General features: G+C 76.1%; 16 protein-coding genes. 13 read left to right on the plus strand and 3 right to left on the minus strand.

What is annotated here, in order from left to right; translation table 11 throughout:
* The first annotated feature begins 68 nt into the window (after positions 1–68).
* The 4 genes from ACZ3J7_RS04165 to ACZ3J7_RS04180 all read left to right on the plus strand — a co-directional run bounded on the left by ACZ3J7_RS04165 (position 69) and on the right by ACZ3J7_RS04180 (position 5,085).
* Positions 69–698: a TetR/AcrR family transcriptional regulator gene (locus tag ACZ3J7_RS04165; protein ID WP_465616651.1), complete on the plus strand. Its 630-nt coding sequence runs from the start codon at positions 69–71 to the stop codon at positions 696–698.
* On the plus strand, positions 695–2,056 hold the full coding sequence (locus ACZ3J7_RS04170) for an MFS transporter (RefSeq protein WP_465616653.1): 1,362 nt from the start codon (positions 695–697) through the stop codon (positions 2,054–2,056). Before ACZ3J7_RS04165 ends, ACZ3J7_RS04170 begins: the two co-directional genes overlap by 4 nt.
* Positions 2,053–3,525 (plus strand): pyridoxal phosphate-dependent decarboxylase family protein, encoded by a 1,473-nt coding sequence (locus tag ACZ3J7_RS04175; protein WP_465616655.1) that lies wholly within the window; start codon positions 2,053–2,055, stop codon positions 3,523–3,525. The genes ACZ3J7_RS04170 and ACZ3J7_RS04175 overlap by 4 nt, the downstream gene beginning before the upstream one ends.
* Before the next feature lie 69 nt (positions 3,526–3,594).
* Entirely contained in the window at positions 3,595–5,085 is a 1,491-nt protein-coding gene (locus ACZ3J7_RS04180; protein WP_465616657.1) for a phytoene desaturase family protein, read from the plus strand.
* Here the strand turns inward: ACZ3J7_RS04180 and ACZ3J7_RS04185 are convergent.
* The gene (locus ACZ3J7_RS04185) at positions 5,082–5,744 is read right to left on the minus strand and encodes a TetR/AcrR family transcriptional regulator C-terminal domain-containing protein (RefSeq protein WP_465616659.1); all 663 of its coding nucleotides are present in this window, start codon (positions 5,742–5,744) and stop codon (positions 5,082–5,084) included. The genes ACZ3J7_RS04180 and ACZ3J7_RS04185 overlap by 4 nt on opposite strands.
* 139 nt (positions 5,745–5,883) lie before the next feature.
* Between ACZ3J7_RS04185 and ACZ3J7_RS04190 the strand changes: the two genes are divergently transcribed.
* From ACZ3J7_RS04190 to ACZ3J7_RS04215, 6 genes are all read left to right on the plus strand, one after another.
* Positions 5,884–7,431 carry an MFS transporter gene (locus ACZ3J7_RS04190; protein WP_465616661.1) on the plus strand — a complete coding sequence of 516 codons (1,548 nt, stop codon included), beginning with the start codon at positions 5,884–5,886 and terminating at the stop codon, positions 7,429–7,431.
* Positions 7,432–7,565: 134 nt separating this feature from the next.
* The gene (locus tag ACZ3J7_RS04195) at positions 7,566–7,925 is read left to right on the plus strand and encodes a WXG100 family type VII secretion target (protein WP_465616663.1); all 360 of its coding nucleotides are present in this window, start codon (positions 7,566–7,568) and stop codon (positions 7,923–7,925) included.
* Positions 7,922–9,691 (plus strand): alpha/beta hydrolase, encoded by a 1,770-nt coding sequence (locus tag ACZ3J7_RS04200; RefSeq protein WP_465616665.1) that lies wholly within the window; start codon positions 7,922–7,924, stop codon positions 9,689–9,691. The genes ACZ3J7_RS04195 and ACZ3J7_RS04200 overlap by 4 nt, the downstream gene beginning before the upstream one ends.
* A complete protein-coding gene (locus ACZ3J7_RS04205; RefSeq protein ID WP_465616667.1) occupies positions 9,688–10,185 on the plus strand; it encodes a hypothetical protein in 498 nt (165 codons plus the stop codon). Before ACZ3J7_RS04200 ends, ACZ3J7_RS04205 begins: the two co-directional genes overlap by 4 nt.
* A 35-nt stretch (positions 10,186–10,220) precedes the next feature.
* Entirely contained in the window at positions 10,221–10,796 is a 576-nt protein-coding gene (locus ACZ3J7_RS04210) for a hypothetical protein (RefSeq protein ID WP_465616669.1), read from the plus strand.
* A 416-nt stretch (positions 10,797–11,212) separates the two neighbouring features.
* On the plus strand, positions 11,213–12,127 hold the full coding sequence (locus tag ACZ3J7_RS04215; protein WP_465616671.1) for an ABC transporter substrate-binding protein: 915 nt from the start codon (positions 11,213–11,215) through the stop codon (positions 12,125–12,127).
* A 16-nt stretch (positions 12,128–12,143) separates the two neighbouring features.
* Here ACZ3J7_RS04215 and ACZ3J7_RS04220 read toward each other — a convergent pair whose 3' ends face one another.
* Both ACZ3J7_RS04220 and ACZ3J7_RS04225 read right to left on the minus strand, forming a co-directional pair.
* Positions 12,144–13,442, minus strand: a complete 1,299-nt coding sequence (locus ACZ3J7_RS04220) for a PP2C family protein-serine/threonine phosphatase (protein ID WP_465616673.1) — start codon at positions 13,440–13,442, stop codon at positions 12,144–12,146.
* A 144-nt stretch (positions 13,443–13,586) separates the two neighbouring features.
* Complete coding sequence (locus tag ACZ3J7_RS04225) at positions 13,587–14,849, minus strand: cytochrome P450 (protein WP_465616675.1); 1,263 nt, start codon at positions 14,847–14,849, stop codon at positions 13,587–13,589.
* Between the two features lie 103 nt (positions 14,850–14,952).
* Between ACZ3J7_RS04225 and ACZ3J7_RS04230 the strand changes: the two genes are divergently transcribed.
* From ACZ3J7_RS04230 to ACZ3J7_RS04240, 3 genes are all read left to right on the plus strand, one after another.
* Positions 14,953–15,312, plus strand: a complete 360-nt coding sequence (locus ACZ3J7_RS04230; protein WP_465616677.1) for an arsenate reductase family protein — start codon at positions 14,953–14,955, stop codon at positions 15,310–15,312.
* Positions 15,313–15,443: 131 nt separating this feature from the next.
* Positions 15,444–16,310, plus strand: a complete 867-nt coding sequence (locus tag ACZ3J7_RS04235) for a siderophore-interacting protein (protein WP_465616679.1) — start codon at positions 15,444–15,446, stop codon at positions 16,308–16,310.
* 37 nt (positions 16,311–16,347) lie between these two features.
* A complete protein-coding gene (locus ACZ3J7_RS04240; RefSeq protein ID WP_465616681.1) occupies positions 16,348–17,310 on the plus strand; it encodes a DUF1152 domain-containing protein in 963 nt (320 codons plus the stop codon).
* The last annotated feature ends 31 nt before the right edge of the window (positions 17,311–17,341 follow it).

Raw genomic sequence — 17,341 nt, forward strand, 5'->3', positions numbered from 1 at the left:
CGGATTTCACACACCCGTCATCAATCAAACGGTTGATTGACGACGGTGCCGCGCGTACGCTCCCCGCCATGACCGAGCCACCACCACCACCGCCCTCCCCGTCCCCGTCCCCGAGCCAGGCCGACCTGAGCCGGGAGCGGATCGTCGCGGCCGCCACCGAGCTGTTCGCCGAGCACGGCTACGACGGCACCACCACCCGGACGATCGCGGCCGCCGCCGGACTGAACGTCGCGACCGTCGCGTACCACGTGGGCGGCAAGGCGGACCTGTACCGCGAGGTGATGCGGCGGGCGCACGAGGCCGAGCGGTCGGCGGTCGCCGAGGCGCTGGACGAGTTCGCCGGGCGGGCCGGGACGGATCCGGCGGGCGCGGCCGCCGGGTTCGCCGACCGGTACCTGGACTTCTGCCTGGAGCGGCCGCACGTCCCCGCGCTGTGGATGCGCCGCTGGCTGGCGGACGCCGCCGAGTTCGCCGGCCTGGAGGAGGAGTACGCCCGGCCGCTGCTGGAGTCGGTGCGCGACGCGCTCGCCGCCGCGCTGCCCGGAGTGCCGCCGGAGCGCGCCGAGTTGGCGGTCTGGACGGTGCTGTGGACGGTGCACGGCTTCTGCCGTTCGATGATCCGCGCGCAGGTCCCCCGGTTCCGCGTCCACCTGCGCGGCCTGGTGCTGCGCGAACTGGGCCTGGAGGCACCGGCGTGAGCGCCGCGATAGGCGGCCGGCAGCTCGCCGGGTACGCGCTGGGCTCGGTCGGGACGGGCATCCACTCGACCGTCCCGGGCCTGCTGCTGCTGTACTTCATGACCGACGCGCTGGGCGTCCCGGCCGGGGTCGCGGGCCTGGTGGTGGCGCTGCCCAAGGCGTGGGACGCGCTGTTCAACCCGACCGTCGGCGCCGCCAGCGACCGGGAGGCGCTGCGCACCGGCCACCGCACCCGGATCCTGCTGGCGGGGGCGCTGGCGCTGCCGGTGGCGTTCGCCGCGATGTTCCTCTCCCCGCTGACCGGTTCCGGCGCCGCCGCCTGGGTGGCGGTGACCTTCGTGCTGGCCTCCAGCGCCTTCGCGCTGTTCCAGGTGCCGTACGTGGCGCTGCCCGCCGAGATGTCGGACCGGCCCGAGGTGCGCACCCGGATCACGGTGTGGCGGATCGTCTGCCTGACCGTCGGCATCCTGGTCGCGGGCGGCCTGGCCCCGGCCGTGGTGTCGCTGGCCGGGGACGGGCGGCGCGGGTACGCGGTGATGGGCGCGGTGGTCGCCGTCCTGCTGCTGGCGACGCTGCTGGTGCCCGCGCTGGGCTCCCGCCGGGTGCCCGCCCGGCCGGGGCCGGAGCCGCTCGGGCTGCGCGCGGCGCTGCGCACCGCGCGCGGCAACCGGGCGTTCTTCGCGCTGCTGGGCGCGTTCGTGCTGCAGGCCTCGGCGGTGGCGATCATGCTGGCGGCCGCGCCGTACGTCGCCACGTACTGGCTGGGCGGCTACGGGCTGACCTCGGTGCTGTTCGTCTGCCTGGTCGCGCCGAGCGCGGTCGCCGTCCCGCTGTGGGGCCGGGCCTCGGCCCGCTGGGGGCGGCTGCGCTGCCTGGTGGCGGCGACCGCGCTGTTCGTGCTCGCCTCGGCGGCGCTGTGGCCGGCCGCCGGGACGGGGACGGCGCACGTCGCCCCGGTGCTGGCGCTGTGCGCGGTGCTGGGCGTGGCGTACGCGGCGCTGCAGGTGCTGCCGCTGTCGCTGCTGCCCGACACCGTGCACGCGGACGCGGCCCGCACCGGGCGCCTGCAGTCCGGGGCGTTCACCGGGCTGTGGACGGCGGGCGAGACGGCCGGACTGGCCGCCGGGCCCGGCCTGTTCTCGCTGGCGCTGGCCGCCGCCGGGTTCGTCTCCTCCACCACCGACCACCCCGTCGCGCAGACCGGCGCGGCCCGGGCGGGCGTCCTGCTCGGGTTCAGCCTCGTCCCGGCGCTGCTGATGCTGGCCTCGCTGCCCGCCCTGCGCGCGTACGGCCGCCGCCGCGCCACCCCCTCACCCATCCCCACCCCCACCGACTCGCTTGCCGGAGACCTCTCATGACGGACCGTCAGACCTTCCTGCCGGCGGCCGGCCGCCCCACCGCCGACCTGCTCGCCGAGCTGAGCGCGCTCACCGCCGCCGACCTGCCCACCCGTGGCGGGCGCACCACCGCCTACACCTACGACGCCGGCCGGCCCGAGGTGCGGGCCGCCGCCGAGGGCGCGTACCTGGCGATGCTGGAGGTCAACGGGCTCGACCCGACGGCCTTCCCGAGCATCGTCGCGCTGGAGCGGCAGGTGGTCGGCGCGGTCGCCGCCCGGCTCGGCGGGGACGGGTCCACGCCCGGCGTGTTCACCAGCGGCGGCACCGAGTCGATCATGCTGGCGGTGAAGGCCGCCCGGGACTCCCGCCCGGAGGTCGCCGAACCGGAGATCGTGGTGCCCGCGACGGCGCACGCCGCGTTCTTCAAGGCCGGGGCGTACCTGAAGGTGAAGGTGGTCGCGGTGCCGGTCGACCCGGAGACCTTCCGGGCGGTGCCGGCGGCGATGGCGGCGGCCTGCACCGAGCGGACGGTCCTGGTGGTCGCCTCCGCGCCCTCGTACGCGCACGGCGTGGTCGACCCGGTCGCCGCGATCGCCTCGGCCGCCGCCGAGCGCGGCCTGCCCTGCCACGTCGACGCCTGCGTGGGCGGCTGGCTGCTGCCCTGGCTGGCCGAGGCCGGCGCCGAGGTCCCGCCGTTCGACCTGTCGGTGCCGGGCGTCACCTCGCTCTCCTGCGACCTGCACAAGTTCGGGTACGCGCCCAAGGGGGCGTCCGTGCTGCTCTTCCGCGACCAGCCGATGCGGCTCGCCGCGTACTTCGCCTGCGCCCGGTGGCCCGGCTACCCGGTGGTCAACTCGACCGTCCAGAGCAGCAAGGGCGCCGGCCCGCTGGCCGGCGCCTGGGCCACCCTGCAGGCCCTCGGCGCCGACGGCTACCGCGCGTTGGGGCGCGCCGCGCTGGCCGCCACCCGGCGGCTGGTCGCGGGCGTCGGGGAGATCGACGGGTTGCGGGTGCTCGGCACCCCGGACGCCACCCTGATCGCCGTCGCCACCTCCGGCGACGACCCCGTCGACCTGTGGGAGCTCGCCGACGAGTCGCGCGCCCGGGGCTTCTTCCTCCAGCCCCAGCTCAGCCTCGACGGCCTCCCCGCCAGCCTGCACGTCACCCTCACCGGCGTCAGCGGCGAAGGCGTCGAGGCCCTGCTCACCGCGCTGCGCGAGAGCGTCGCCGCCGTCCGCGCCCGCGGCCCGGTCGCCCCGCCCTCCGACGTCCTCGCCCTCCTCGACGGCCTCGACCTCGGCCTCCTCGACGACGCCGCCTTCGCCGCCCTGCTCCCCGCCGCCGGCCTCGACCTCTCCGCCGACCCCGACTCCCCCACCCGCATGGCGGGCGTCAACCGCCTCCTCGACGCCCTCCCCCCGCACCTGCGCGACCAGCTCGCGACCCGCTTCCTGTCGGCGCTGTACTCCCCGTACCTGGGCGGATGACCGGCCCGGCCGCCGACCGGTACGTTGACAGCCCGTGGACGGAGGCTCCACGGGCCGGAGGAGGGACCGATGGGCGCGCCGGACGCGGTGGTCGTGGGCAGCGGGCCGAACGGGCTCGCCGCCGCGGTGGTGCTGGCCCGGGCCGGCCTGGACGTCGAACTGCACGAGGCGGCCGACGAACCGGGCGGCGGGCTGCGCTCGAAGGCGCTGTTCCGCGACGACGTGGTGCACGACGTCTGCGCCGCCGTGCACCCGATGGCGGCGGCCTCCCGCTTCTTCCGCGAGTTCGACCCGGCCGCCCGCGGCGTGGACCTGCTCCTCCCCGGGATCAGCTACGCCCACCCGCTGGACGGCGGGCGGGCCGGCCTCGCCCACCACTCGCTCGACGCGACCTGCGAGCGGCTCGGACCGGACGGGCCGCGCTGGCGGGCCCTGATGGAACCGCTGCTCGGACGCAGCCGCGCCCTCGTCGACCTGATGCTCTCCGACCAGCGGCACCCGCCGACGGACCCGGCAGCGCCGTTCCTGCTCGGCGGACGGGTCCTGCGGCACGGCACCCCGCTGGCCGCACGGCAGTTCGCCGGACCGGAGGCGGCGGCGCTGCTCGCCGGGGTCGCCGCGCACGTGGTCGGCCCGATGCCGACGCCCGCCTCCGCGGCGGTCGGCCTGCTGCTCGGCCACCTCGCCCACGGCACCGGCTGGCCGGTGGTGCGCGGCGGGAGCGCGGCCCTCGCCCGCGCCCTGGTCGAGGACTTCACGGCGCACGGCGGCCGGGTGCACACCGGCCGCCGGATCACCGACCTGCGCGAGTTCCACCGCTCCCGCGCGGTGCTGCTCGACGTCGGCCCGAAGGAGTTCCTGCGGATCGCCGGACCCCGGCTGCCCGCCGGCTACCGCCGCGCCCTGGCCTCCTTCCGGTACGGGCCGGGCGCGGCCAAGGTCGACTTCCTGGTCGACGGCCCCGTCCCGTGGGCGAACCCGGAGGTCGGCGGCGCGGCCACGGTGCACCTGGGCGGCAGCCGGGCCGAGGTGTTCCGGCAGGAGACCCTGGTCTCCCGCGGCGTCCGCACCGACCGGCCCTTCGTCCTGGTCGTCGACCCGGCGGTGGCCGACCCGGGCCGGGCCCGCGCCGGCGTCCGCCCGCTCTGGGCGTACGCGCACGTCCCGAACGGCGACGACACCGACCCGGTCGCCCCGGTGACCGCGCGGATCGAGGCGTACGCCCCCGGCTTCACCGACACCGTGCTGGCCGCCCGGGGCGTCAGCGCGGCCGCCCTGGAGGGGTACAACCCCAACTACGTCGGCGGCGACATCGCGGCCGGCGCGATGACGCTCAAGCAGACCCTGATCCGCCCCGCCCTCCGCGTCGACCCGCACACCACCCCCCTGACCGGCGTCTACCTCTGCTCCGCCGCCACCCCGCCGGGCCCCGGCGTGCACGGCATGTCCGGCTACTTCGCGGCCCGCTCGGCCCTCCGCCGCGAATTCGGCCTCCGCCGGCCCCCGTCCCTGGCCCCCTCGCCCCCGCCGCAGCCGCAGCCGCAGCCGCCCCGGGTCTAGCGGGGCAGGCGGGTGGCGAGGCCGTCGGCGAGGCGTTGGAGGCCGAATTCGAAGCGGGTGTCCATGTCGGGGTCGGTGAGGTCGTCGGCGAGGGCGACCAGGTTGGGGTAGGTGTCGGGCGGGAGGGCGCGGAAGACTTCGCCGGCCTCGCGGGCGGCCTGGCCGCGGCTGGCGCCGGCGGCTTCGGCGGCGGAGAGGGGGGACTGTTCCTGGAGGACGAAGCCCTGGACGTAGGCGGAGAGCAGGTAGGAGGCCATCGCGGCGTCGGCGTCGGTGAAGCCGGCGGTGCGCAGGCGGTCGAGCTGGTCCTCCAGGACGGCGAGGATGCGCGGGCCGGGGGCGAGGCGTCCGGCGACGACCTTGGCGGCGTCGCGCCTGGCGAGCAGCAGGGCGCGGTAGCGGCGGCCGTAGTCGAGGTACTGGTCCCGCCAGTCGCCGGTGCGGGGCGGGAGTTCGGCGTCGGCGATGATCGCGTCGTTGAGGAGGTCGAGCAGCTCCTCCTTGTTGCGGACGTGCCAGTAGAGCGAGGCGGCCTGGACGCCGACCTCGGCGGCGACCTTGCGCATGGACAGGCCGGCCAGGCCCTCGCGTTCGAGGACGAGCAGCGCGGCCTCGGCGATGCACTCGCGGGTGACGGTGCGCGCGGGGGGCGGGGCCACAGTTGCTCCTGGGGTGCGGCGGGGCGGTCTCGGCGTCGGTCTCGCGCTTGCAATCTAACACCGTTAGGGCGATCCTGGGTGCGCGATCGCGGCCCCTAACACCGTTAGGGGCCTACTCGGCACGCCCGGAGGGGGAGAGATGGACGACCGCGCCAGGAGCGCCCGCCACAAGTGGCAGGCGCTGGCCACGCTGTGCGTCACGATGTTCATGGCGATGCTGGACAACGTCATCGTCACCATCGCCCTCCCCCGGATCGGCCGTGACCTCGACGCGGGCATCAGCGGCCTGCAGTGGGTCGCCGAGGGCTACAGCCTGGTGTACGCGGCGCTGCTGCTGACCGGCGGCACGCTCGGCGACCGGTACGGCCGGACCAGGGTGTTCCGGCTCGGGCTGGCGCTGTTCACCCTGGGTTCGGCGGCGGCCGCGCTCGCGGGCGGGATCGGCACGCTGGTCGCGGCCCGGATGCTGCAGGGCGTGGGCGCGGCGCTGCTGACGCCGGGCAGCCTGGCGATCCTGCGGGAGGTGTTCACGGACGAGCGGGAGCGGGCGCGGGCGATCGGCTTGTGGTCGGGCGTCTCGGCGCTGGGCCTGTCGGTCGGGCCGGTGATCGGCGGTCCGATGGTGGACGCGTTCGGCTGGGCCAGCGTGTTCTGGATCAACGTCCCGGTCGGGCTGGTCGGCCTGGTGCTGGCCTACCGGGTGCTGCCCGAGGTCGCGCCGCGCCCGCGGCGGGTGGACGCGGTGGGCCTGGCGCTGTCGGCGGGCGGGCTGGGCGCGCTGGTGTACGGGCTGGTCGAGGGCCCGGGCCGGGGCTGGACGGACGGCCGGGTGCTGGCCTGCGGGGCGGTGGCGGCCGTGCTGCTGGCGCTCTTCGTCCTGGTCGAACTGCGGGTCGGCGAGCCGATGCTGGAGCTGCGGATGTTCCGCGACCGGATGCTGGCGGGGGCACTGCTGAGCGGGCTGATGGTGAGCTTCGGGATGTTCGGCGCGCTGTTCTTCCTGCCGCTGATGCTGCAGGGCGTGATGCGCTGGGCGCCGACCGACGCCGGGTACGCGGGCCTGCCGATGAGCGGCGTGATCATGTTCGCGGCGCCGCTGTCCGGCCGGCTGACCGCCCGTCACGGCCCGCGCCCGCCGCTGGTGCTGGGCATCGCGCTGTGCGCGGTGGGCCTGGGCGGACTGTCGCTGTACTCGGGGCACGCGCACTACTGGTCGTACGTGTGGACGCTGGTGCTGCTCGGCTTCGGCATGGGCCTGACCTTCACGCCGGTGTCGATCGCGGTGCTGCGGCGGGTCGCCCCGGAGCGCACCGGCATGGCCTCGGCCACCGTCAACACGCTGCGCGAACTCGGCGGCGTGCTGGGCATCGCCGTCCTGGGCGCCGTGCTGACCGACCGGCTGACCGGTGCGCTGACCGGCACCCTGCACCGGCTCGGCCTGCCCGCGGACGGCGTGCCGCACGCGGTCTCCGCGCTCACCGGCCACGGCGCGGCGGGCGCCGACCCGGCCCCGGAGCCCGTCCGGGCGGCCCTGGACGCCTCCTTCGTGGACGCCCTGCACCTGGCCCTGCGCTGCGGCTCCGCGGCCCTCGCCGCGACCGCCGTCCTGGTCGCCCTGCTGCTGCGGCCGTCCGCCGCCCCGGCGCCCGCACCGGCCGCCAACCCGGTGCCGTCCGTCACCGTCTGACGGATCGTCAGAAAGAACCCGCCCCGGCCGGGCGACAGTTGAGCGGGTGTGGTGAACGCGTACGGTTTCGTCGTGTCCGTTCGCTAGCATGACCGGCTCAAGTGGTCGGACCGACACCGGTGGTGGGGGATGGCGTGCTGAGCGTGGGCCCGGACGGCAGCGGCGGCAGTGGCAGCAGGGGCGGCAGTGGCAGTGGCGGCGGCTTCCGGGTGGAGCCGGACGAGCTGGACGGGGCGGGGCAGACCGCGGGCAGCGTCGCCGCGCGGGTCCCGGACGGCACCGCCCGGGTGCTGGGCGCCTCGGACGCCGCCGAGGCCGGGCTGCGCGGCTGGAGCACCGGCGGCGAACTCGACTCCTGCACCGACGAGTGGCGGCGGCTGCTGGACACCCTCTCCGCCGAGATGGACCGGCAGGGCGACGACCTGCGGCAGACCGCGGCGAACTACCGCCGGGCCGAGCAGGAGGCCGCCCGCGGCCTGACGGCGGGGCGGTGAGCGTGGACGTCCCCACCCTGCGCGACGCCGACCCGGACCGGCTGTTCGGCGCCGCCGACGCGTACGCCGCCCTGGCCGAGGCGTTCTCCGGCCACGCCGACGCCTGGCGGACCGGCGTCGACGGCCGGGTCCGGAACTCCGGCTGGACCGGCACCGCCGCGGACGGCGCCCACCGCTCGCTCTCCCGCACCACCGGCAAGCTGGCCGCCGCGCACCTGGAGCTGTCCCGGATCGCGCCCGTCCTGCGCGAGGGCGCCGAGGCGTTCCTGCTGGCCCGCTCCAAGCTGCGGGCCGCGCTCGCCGACGCGGCCGCGCACGGCTTCACCGTCGCCGACGACGGCGGCGTCTCCTGGCCGCCGGCCGGCCCCGCCGAACGCCACGACCCGGACGCCCCGGACCGCTCCCGGCAGGGCACCGACCTGCGCGACCGGATCGCCGACGCGCTCACCGAGGCCGCCCACGCCGACCAGGTCACCGCCCAGCGCCTGCGCCGCTACACCGACGACGCCCGCACCGGTGCCGGACTCGACCCCGGCACCGCCGCGCTGCGCCTGAACAGCGCCGTGCTGGACTCGCTCAACCCGCTCGGCGGCGGCGAGGACCTGGTGCGGGCCGGGATGCCCGGCAAGGACGCCCCGCCGACCGAGGTCAACGCCTGGTGGAAGTCGCTCCCGCCGGACGAGCAGCAGCGCCTGCTCCGGGCGTACCCGGCCGAGCTCGGCAACCGCGACGGCATGCCGACGCCCGCCCGCGACCAGGCCAACCGGATCAACCTGGACCGGATGGTCACCGAGCTGTCCGCCCGCCCGGACCTCTCCGAGTGGGACCGGAAGAAACTGGAGGGCTTCCGGGCGATCCAGGGCCGGCTCGCCGAGGACCGGGACAAGCAGCCCCCCGCCTACCTGATGGTGATCGGCGACCAGGGCCAGGGCCGGGCCGCGATCGCCTACGGCAACCCGGACACCGCCGACGACGTGGTCGCCTACGTGCCCGGCCTGAACACCGAGGTCAAGAACATGGGCGGCGGCGACGCCAACCGGGCCCGCGACCTGTGGCAGACCGCGCACGACCTCGACCCGAGCCGCAGCACCGCCTCGATCGCCTGGCTCGGCTACGACACCCCGCAGGTCAAGGGCGTCAGCCCGGACATGTTCGCGGTCGCCGGCGACGACCGGGCCAAGCAGGGCGGCGAGGCGTACCAGGGCTTCCTGCAGGGCCTGCGCGCCTCGCACGAGGGCCCGCCCGCGCACCTCACCGCGCTCGGCCACTCGTACGGCTCGTTCACCGTCGGCCAGGCCGCGCAGCGCCCCGGCGGCATCCCGGCGGACGACGTCATCCTGGTCGGCTCGCCCGGCACCGGTGCCCAGCAGGCCTCCCAACTCGGCGTCGGCGCGGGCCACGTGTGGGTCGGCGCGGCCGAGCACGACCCGGTCTCGCACCTGCCCAGCCACGACGAGGCGAAGGGCATCGGCATCGGCGCGGGCATCGGCGGGCTGCTCGGCGGCCCGCTCGGCGCGGTGGCCGGCGGCTTCCTCGGCGACAGGATCGCGGGACACGGTGACCCCGACGAGCTGTGGTTCGGCCAGGACCCGGCGAGCCGCGAGTTCGGGGCGCACCGCTTCGACGTCGCCGACGGCCCGCTCGGCTTCGCCTCGCACTCCGACTACTGGAACCAGGGCGACGGCCGGGACGGGCACTCGCTGCGCAACATGGGCTTGATCGTCTCCGGCCACGGCGACCGGGTGTCCGGACAGGAGTACCGATGAACGAGGACCTCGGACGCGAGCTGCTCGCCGCACGGGCCGCGCTGGACGAACTGCTCGACTCCGCCCCCGCCGCGCTCGTCCCGGCCGCCGCCTGGGCCGACGGCCCGTACGTCGCCGTCGCCCACGAGCACGCCTTCACCCGCGAACCGGACGGCACCGCGCACCTGGAGAAGCGCCGCTACCTGCTGACCCGGGTCGCCGAGCACCGCTACCCCGAGCTGCTCGCCCAACTCGGCCGCGCCTGGCGCGAACGCGGCTGGGCGGTGGAGGCGGAGGACGACCCGGTGCTTCCCGTCCTGCGCGCCAAGTCCCCGTACGGGACGGCCGAGTTCAGGATCGGCTTCGCCGGCAACGGCACCCTGCTGGCCCGGGTCGACGGGCTGGCCGCGCCGGGTGTCTCGTACCCGTTCGGCGGGGCGAGCACGGTGCCGATCGGACCGGACGGGTCGATGGACACCATGCCCCGGCGACAGGACCCGTTCTGGTCGGTCTAGGGTCTGGGCAGGTGCTTCGGCGAAGGGGAACACGGATGAGACTGCGGGTGGCGGGCGCCGTCGCACTGCTGGTGCTGGGCCTGGGCACGGCCGGCTGCGGCAGCGGCGGGTCGGCGGACGGCGGGTCCGACCGGCGGGTGGTGGCGCTGGACACCGCCCGCACCCGGCTGCGCGAACTCGTCGACGGCACCACCGGCGCACTCACCCCCGCCGTCCGGTACGCCGACGACGCGTACCGGGCCGTCCCGCACGAGAACGCCGCCCGGGACAACGACGGCACCGCCCAACTCACGCTCCGCCGGTACGTGTTGACCAAGGTCTCGGCCGCCAACCAGGCCCGCCTGCTGACCCAGGTCCGGGCCTACTGGACGAGCCTGGGCTACACCCTGCACGACACCGGCTCCCCCGACCTGGCGAGCGCCGCCGCCCCCGACGGCACCGGCGTGACGGTCAGCATCGGCGCCGTCGGCAACGTCACCGTGACCGCCGACGCCTGGGTGAAGGACCCCGGCACCACCACCCCGTTCGGCCCCGCCCCCAGCCCGCTGCCGACCGGCAAGGACGGCGGACCGGACACCGTACCGACCTTCGAGGACCCGGCCTGGTCCTGAACGCGCCCCGCCCTGCACTGGATTCGTGGGCGCGGAGGACTCCACCCTTCGCCCGACACCTCTCGGAGGCACCCCTCCTGCCAGGCGTTCCCCTGCTCCCCGTCCACTCTGGTCTCCCGGCTGAACGGTCTCGGCATCCCCGTCCCCGACCCCGGCGGCACGATCCGCGCCGCACGGACGAATCGGGGCCGACCGGGGCTGATCGGGCGTCACGGCGGCTCTGACACACCGTAGTTGCCGGGTGGCATTGGGCTGACGTGACCATGCTGGCTATAGTCGGAACGATCTAGCCGGAACGGCGGCCGGCCGAGGGGTCTTCCTCGGTACCGCCATGTCGCGTTCCGTCGCCATGCCGCCGTGCCGGCCGTCGTCCCTGGGCTTGTCGTGTTCCGCGTCGACCACGGGGAGAGACGGCTATGGCTCAGTTGACCGGGCGGAGGCGCAGCGCGCTGGCCGCCCTGATGGGCGGGACGCTGCTGCTGAGCGGCTGCGGCGTCATCGGGATCGGTGGCGGTTCGGGCGACCAGGCGGACCTGCGTTCGCTGCTGCCGGAGCGGGTGCGCAAGGCGGGGGTGATCACGGTGGGGTCGTCGTTCACGGCGGCGCCGGTGGTGTACCGCAACGACCGCAACGAACCGGACGGCCTGGACCCGCACCTGGCACAGAAGCTGGGCGAGCTGCTCGGGGTCCGGGTGGAGTTCCAGGACGCGGGGGTGTTCGCGAACGTGCTGCCGGGGCTGCTGGGGCGCAAGTACGACATCGCGATGTCGGGGATCACCGACACCCGGGAGCGCGAGCAGGGGCTGGACAAGGACGGCAAGCAGGTCAACGCGGGCGTGGACTTCGTCGACTACTTCATGGCGGGCATCGGCATCGCCGTCGACAAGGGCAACCCGAAGCAGATCACCGACATCGACCGGCTCTGCGGGCACACCGTGACGGTCAAGAAGGGCACCACCCACGCCGACCTGGCCGCCCGCCAGAAGGCGGTCTGCGACCCGGCCGGGCGACCGCTGACGATCATGGAGACGGACAGCGACAAGGCGGCGATCGAGAACCTGCAGGGCACGGCGGACGCGTACATCACCGACTACCCGAAGGCGACGTACGCGGTGCAGACGGCCGGGAACGGCGCCCTGTTCGACATCGGCGGCCCGCAGATCCAGCCGCGCCCGTTCGGGATCGCGCTGCGCAAGGAGGACGCCCAGCTGCGCGACGTGCTGATGCGGGCGATGAACCGGCTGATCATGGACGGCACGTACGACCGGGTGCTGGCCGACCACCAGCTGACGGTCGGCGCGATCCAGAACGCGGTCACCAACGGGCCGTGACGCCCGCCGGGCTCGCTCACCCGGTGGTGGCGAAGGCCAGCACCGCCACGTCGTCGGTGAGCGTGCCGGCGTGGCGGCGGACGTCGTGGTCGAGGAAGTCGACCACGGCTTCCGGTCCGGTGGCGGGCAGGGTGGTGAGGCGGTCGGCGAGCGGGTAGAACGCGCCGGCGCGGTCGCGCGCCTCGGTGACGCCGTCGGTGTGCAGCAGCAGGGTCCGGCCGGGCGGCAGCGGGACGGTGGCGGGCGGTTCGGCGGGGCCGGCGGCGAGGTGGCCGAGGCCGAGCGGGAGGTCCTCGGGGCAGTGGACGGCGTCGACCCGGCCGGGGGCGAGCAGCAGCGGGCTGAGGTGGCCGCGGTTGACCACCCGGACCTGGTCGGCGCCGGGGCGGTGCTGGACGAGGACGGCGGTGACGAACAGTTCGCGGTCGCCGTACTGTTCGGCGTCGCGGCGCACGGCCCGGTCCAACTGGTCGGCGAGTTCACCGAGTTCGGCGGTCTCGTGGGCGGCGATCCGGAACGCGCCGATCACGTCGGCGACGGTGCGGACGGCGTCCAGGCCCTTGCCGCGGACGTCGCCGAGCAGGATCCGGGTGCCGTACCGGGTCTCGCACACCTCGTACAGGTCGCCGCCGACGCCGACGTCCGCCTGCGCGGGGTGGTAGAGGCCGGCGGTGCGCAGGCTCCCGGCGCGGGCCGGGACGGGGCGCAGCACGGTGTGCTGGAGGGTGTCGGCGACGGCCCGCACCCGGACCAGGTCGCGGGCCTGGCGGCGGCGCTGCCGGGCGAGTCCGGCGCCCACCGTGCCGGCCAGCGCGGTGGCCAGGTACGTCCACAGGTGGTGCTGCTCGGTGAGGTGTCCGGCGCGCTGGGCGAGCAGCGCCTGCAGGACGACGGTGACGGCGGTGGTGGCGGCGACCAGCGCGGGACCGGCGCTGAACGCGACGACCACCGGGACCACGGTGAGCAGGAAGCCGGCCGCGACGGAGCTCGGGATGGAGCGTTCCAGCACCAGGTCGGCGACCACCAGCAGGACGGGCAGCATCCGCACCCAGGTCGGGGTGCGCAGCGCGGCGGCCATCGCGGCCTCCCAGCGGGCCCCGCCGGGGGACGGCGTGGCGGGGCGGGGGTCCAGCGGTGGCCGAGGCGCCGGATCGACCGGCCCGGCCGGAGCGACCGGCCCCGTCGGAGCGGCCGACTCGACCGACTCGACCGACTCGACCGGATCGACCGGATCGACCGGATCGACCGGATCGACCGGATCGACCGGGTCGACCGGATCGGCCGGGCGGACGTCGGGGGCGGGCGGTGCTGCCATGCTGACCTCCTCGGCGGCCGGGGCGGGTGGGACGCTGCCTCCATGGTCGCGTGCGGCGCGGGCCGGTCACCGCTTGCCAAGGTCCCGACGGTTCGGGACCTTCGGCCTGTTCCGGCCGGGTGCCGGGGTGTGCCGTGAGCTGCGTCACCGCCCGGCCGGGGCGAGGGCGACCGGGAGCGTCCGGTGGCCGCGCAGCACCAGGCGGGTGCGGCGGGGGGCCGGGCCGGCGGGGACGAGGTCGGGGAAGCGGCGCAGCAGGGCGGGCAGGGCGGTGGTGGCCTCCAGGCGGGCGAGCCGGGCGCCGAGGCAGAAGTGCGGGCCGCTGCCGAAGCTGAGCGGCCGCCCGGCGGGCTCCCGGCCGTCGTCCGGCTGGTAGCGCCAGGGGTCGAAGCGCTCCGGGTCGGGGTAGCGGCGCGGGTCGCGGTTGGCGGCGCCGAGCAGCAGCAGGACCTGGGTGCCGGCCGCGACGGGCCGGTCCGCGACGGTGAGGCCGGACCGGCCGGCCAGCCGGGAGGTGAGCTGGACGGGCGAGTCGTGCCGCAGCACCTCGTCGACCAGGGGGCCGGGGTCGAGGGTGCCGTCGCGCAGGGCGGCGGCGGCCCGGGGGTGGGCGAACAGGCGGGCCAGGGCGTTGCCGATCAGGTTGCCGGTGGTCTCGAAGCCGGCGACCAGCAGGAGGGCGAGGTTGGCGATCAGTTCGCGGTCGGAGAGCCGTTCGGGTTCGGCGTCGGCGGTCCGCACCAGGGCGCTGACCAGGTCGTCGCGCGGGTCGGCGCGCCGCTCGGCGGCCAGGTCGGCGAAGTAGTCGGAGAGCCGGACGGCGGCCAGGTCGGCGGCGGCCAGCTCGGCCTCGTCCGGGCCGAACTCCAGGGTGACGGTCAGGTCGGTGGCGAGCGGGCGGAACAGGTGCCGGTCCCCGGCGGGGACGCCGAGCAGTTCGCAGATCACGCCGACCGGCAGCCGGAACGCGAACGCGTCCAGGAAGTCGACCGGTCCATCGGCGCCGACCCGGGCCAGGCCGTCGAGCAGGTCGTCGACGGCGGCGGTGACGGCGGGGGCCAGCGCGGCGACCCGGCGCGGGGTGAAGACCGAGGCGATCAGCGCGCGCATCCGGCCGTGGTCGGGCGCGTTGCGCTGCAGGATCGACGGGGCGAGCAGGTGCTCGCCGGGGTGGTCGGGGAAGCCGGGGTCGGCGGCGGCCCGCATCGGTCCGTCCTCGACCAGGAAGCCGGGCGTGCGCAGCACCTCCTCGGCCTCCCGGTACCCGGTCACCACCACCGTGCCGCCGCCCGCCCACACGGCCGGCCCGAGGGCGCGCAGCCGCTCGTACCGGGGGTAGGGGTCGGCCCGGCCCGCCGGGCCGACCAGGTCCTCGACGATCTCCATCGCCACGACGGCGTCGTGCACGGTTCCCCCCGTGTCCGGATGTCTCCCACGTCCTCCTCGCAACGGCCGGGCCGCGCACCGGGGTTCCCGGCCCGGCGGGAGCGGCTGGGTAGGGTGGACGACCATGGAGATCTGGATCAACCCGCAGTGCGGCAAGTGCCGTACCGCCCTCGGCGAACTCGACGCGGCGGGCGTGGGGTACACCGTCCGCCGCTACCTGGACGATCCGCCGACGGCCGCCGAACTCACCGAGGTGCTGGGCCGGTTGGGCCTGGAGCCGTGGGACGTGGCCCGGCTGGACGAGGCCGTCGCCAAGGAGCTGGGCCTGCGTTCCTGGGGCCGCGAGGAGGGCGACCGGGCGCGCTGGGTGGCGGCGATGGCCGCGCACCCGAAGCTGATCCAGCGGCCGATCATCACCGCGGACGACGGCTACACCGTGATCGGGCGCACCCCGGACGCGCTGAAGGACGTCCTCGCGCACTGAGCCCCCTCCCCCGGCGGCCCCTCCCCGGCGCCCCCGGCGGCGGTGACAGCGGCCTGACAGCGCGCTGTGAGCGGCCCCCGGCAGGCTGGACGGGTCCGGAAGCAGTCCGTCCTCACCTGCCGGGAGCGCCCGTGTCCGACTTGCCGATCCGCCGTCTGACCGTCGTCTCGGTGCACCGGCCCACGCCGCGGACGGCGCGGGTCACCTTCGCCCTGCCGCCCGGCGAGTTCGCCCTCGCCGGACCGGACCAGCAGGTCAAGCTGTACTTCCCGCGCCCCGGCCAGGACCGGCCGGTCCTCCCCGCCCCGGCCCCCGGCCGGTCCCTGATGGACTGGTACGGGGCCTGCCACGCCGTCCCGGAGGCCGAGCGCCCGTGGATGCGCTCCTTCACCCTCCGCGCCCACGACGCCGAACTCCACACCGTGGACGTCGACTTCGTCCTGCACGGCGCCGACGGCACGGGCGGCCCGGCCGCCGCGTGGGCCGCGCGGGCCCGGCCGGGGCGGGAGCTCGCGATGTTCGGCCCCTCGCCCGAGTTCGCCCGCCCGTTCCCGCTGGACGGCGACCGGCCGCTGCTCTTCGCCTGCGACGAGTCCGCGCTGCCGGCCCTCGGCACTCTGGTCGAGGCCCTCCCGGCCGGCGCCCGGGCCCACGCCTGGATCGAGGTGGCCGACCGCGAGGAGGAGCAACCCCTGCTCGGCTTCGGCGAGTTGACCACGCACTGGATCCACCGGGGCGACGCCCCGCACGGCGCCCGGCTGCTCGCCGCGCTCCGCTCCGCCACCCTCCCGGCCGCCCCGGGCCGCGCCTGGCTGGCCGGCGAGGCCGGCACCGTCCGCGCCCTGCGCCGCCACCTCACCGAGGACCGCGGCCTGCCCCGCGCCGCCCTCCACGCCACCGGCTACTGGCGCACCCGCCTCACCCAGGACGACGCCCCCACCCCCGAGGACCTCGCCGACGCCCGGGACGTCCTCCGCGAACTCCGCGCACTCCGCTGAGGGCCCCCGCCCCGGCCCCTGCTGGTACCTTCCGCTGGTGACGAGCCTCCTCCAGCCGCCGCTGCTGACCCGTCTGCTGGCCGCCGAACGGATCCTGATCGCCGGCGCGGGCGGCGGCTTCGACGTGTACGCGGGGCTGCCGCTGGCCCTCGCGCTGCGGGCCGCCGGGCGCGAAGTGCACCTGGCGAACTTCTCGTTCAGCAGCCTGTACGGCCTCGACCGGGAGGTCTGGGCGGCCCCCGAACTGGCCCGGATCACGCCGGACGTCCGCTCCGCGGACCGGTACTTCCCGGAGCGCTCGCTGGCCCGCTGGCTGCGCTCGCACCACCTGCCGGACACCGTCTGGGCGTTCCCGCCGACCGGGGTGCAGCCGCTGCGCGCCGCCTACCGCGCCCTGGTCGACCTGCTCGGCGTGGACGCGATCCTGCTGGTCGACGGCGGCACCGACATCCTGCTGCGCGGCGACGAGGCCGGACTCGGCACCCCCGAGGAGGACATGACCTCGCTGGCCGCCGTCGCCGGACTCACCGAGGTGCCCCAACGCCTGGTCGCCGCACTGGGGTTCGGGATCGACGCGTACCACGGCGTCAGCCACGGCCTGGTGCTGGAGAACCTCGCCGCCCTCCAGCGCGACGGCGGCTACCTCGGCGCGTTCTCGATCCCCGCCGACTCCCCCGAGGCCGCCCACTACCTGGACGCCGTCGCCCACGCCCGCGCCGAGTGCCCGGAACACCCCAGCATCGTGCACGGCTCGATCGCCGCCGCGCTGCGCGGCGAGTTCGGCGACGCCCGCTTCACCGAACGCACCGGCGACAGCGCGCTGTTCATCAACCCGCTGATGACGCTGTACTTCGGCGCCACGGTCGAGGCGCTGGCCGCCCGCCACCTCTACCTGGACCGGCTGGAGCACACCGTGCTGCTCGGCCAGGTCGCCTCCGCCATCGGCCGCTTCCAGGACTCCCTGCCCCGCCAGCGCCCGCCCCGCGCCTTCCCGCACTGACCGCGCACCCCGGCCCCGGCCCCGGCCCCGG

It is taken from the genome of Kitasatospora sp. NPDC015121 (genome assembly GCF_055562955.1).

Bases quoted from the DNA above. Each gene is read 5' to 3' on its own strand.
- ACZ3J7_RS04210 (WP_465616669.1), top strand. From the start codon at position 10,221: ATGAGACTGCGGGTGGCGGGCGCCGTCGCACTGCTGGTGCTGGGCCTG.
- ACZ3J7_RS04175 (WP_465616655.1), top strand. From the start codon at position 2,053: ATGACGGACCGTCAGACCTTCCTGCCGGCGGCCGGCCGCCCCACCGCC.
- ACZ3J7_RS04180 (WP_465616657.1), top strand. From the start codon at position 3,595: ATGGGCGCGCCGGACGCGGTGGTCGTGGGCAGCGGGCCGAACGGGCTC.
- ACZ3J7_RS04230 (WP_465616677.1), top strand. From the start codon at position 14,953: ATGGAGATCTGGATCAACCCGCAGTGCGGCAAGTGCCGTACCGCCCTC.
- ACZ3J7_RS04215 (WP_465616671.1), top strand. From the start codon at position 11,213: ATGGCTCAGTTGACCGGGCGGAGGCGCAGCGCGCTGGCCGCCCTGATG.
- ACZ3J7_RS04165 (WP_465616651.1), top strand. From the start codon at position 69: ATGACCGAGCCACCACCACCACCGCCCTCCCCGTCCCCGTCCCCGAGC.
- ACZ3J7_RS04190 (WP_465616661.1), top strand. From the start codon at position 5,884: ATGGACGACCGCGCCAGGAGCGCCCGCCACAAGTGGCAGGCGCTGGCC.
- ACZ3J7_RS04205 (WP_465616667.1), top strand. From the start codon at position 9,688: ATGAACGAGGACCTCGGACGCGAGCTGCTCGCCGCACGGGCCGCGCTG.
- ACZ3J7_RS04220 (WP_465616673.1), bottom strand. From the start codon at position 13,442: ATGGCAGCACCGCCCGCCCCCGACGTCCGCCCGGCCGATCCGGTCGAC.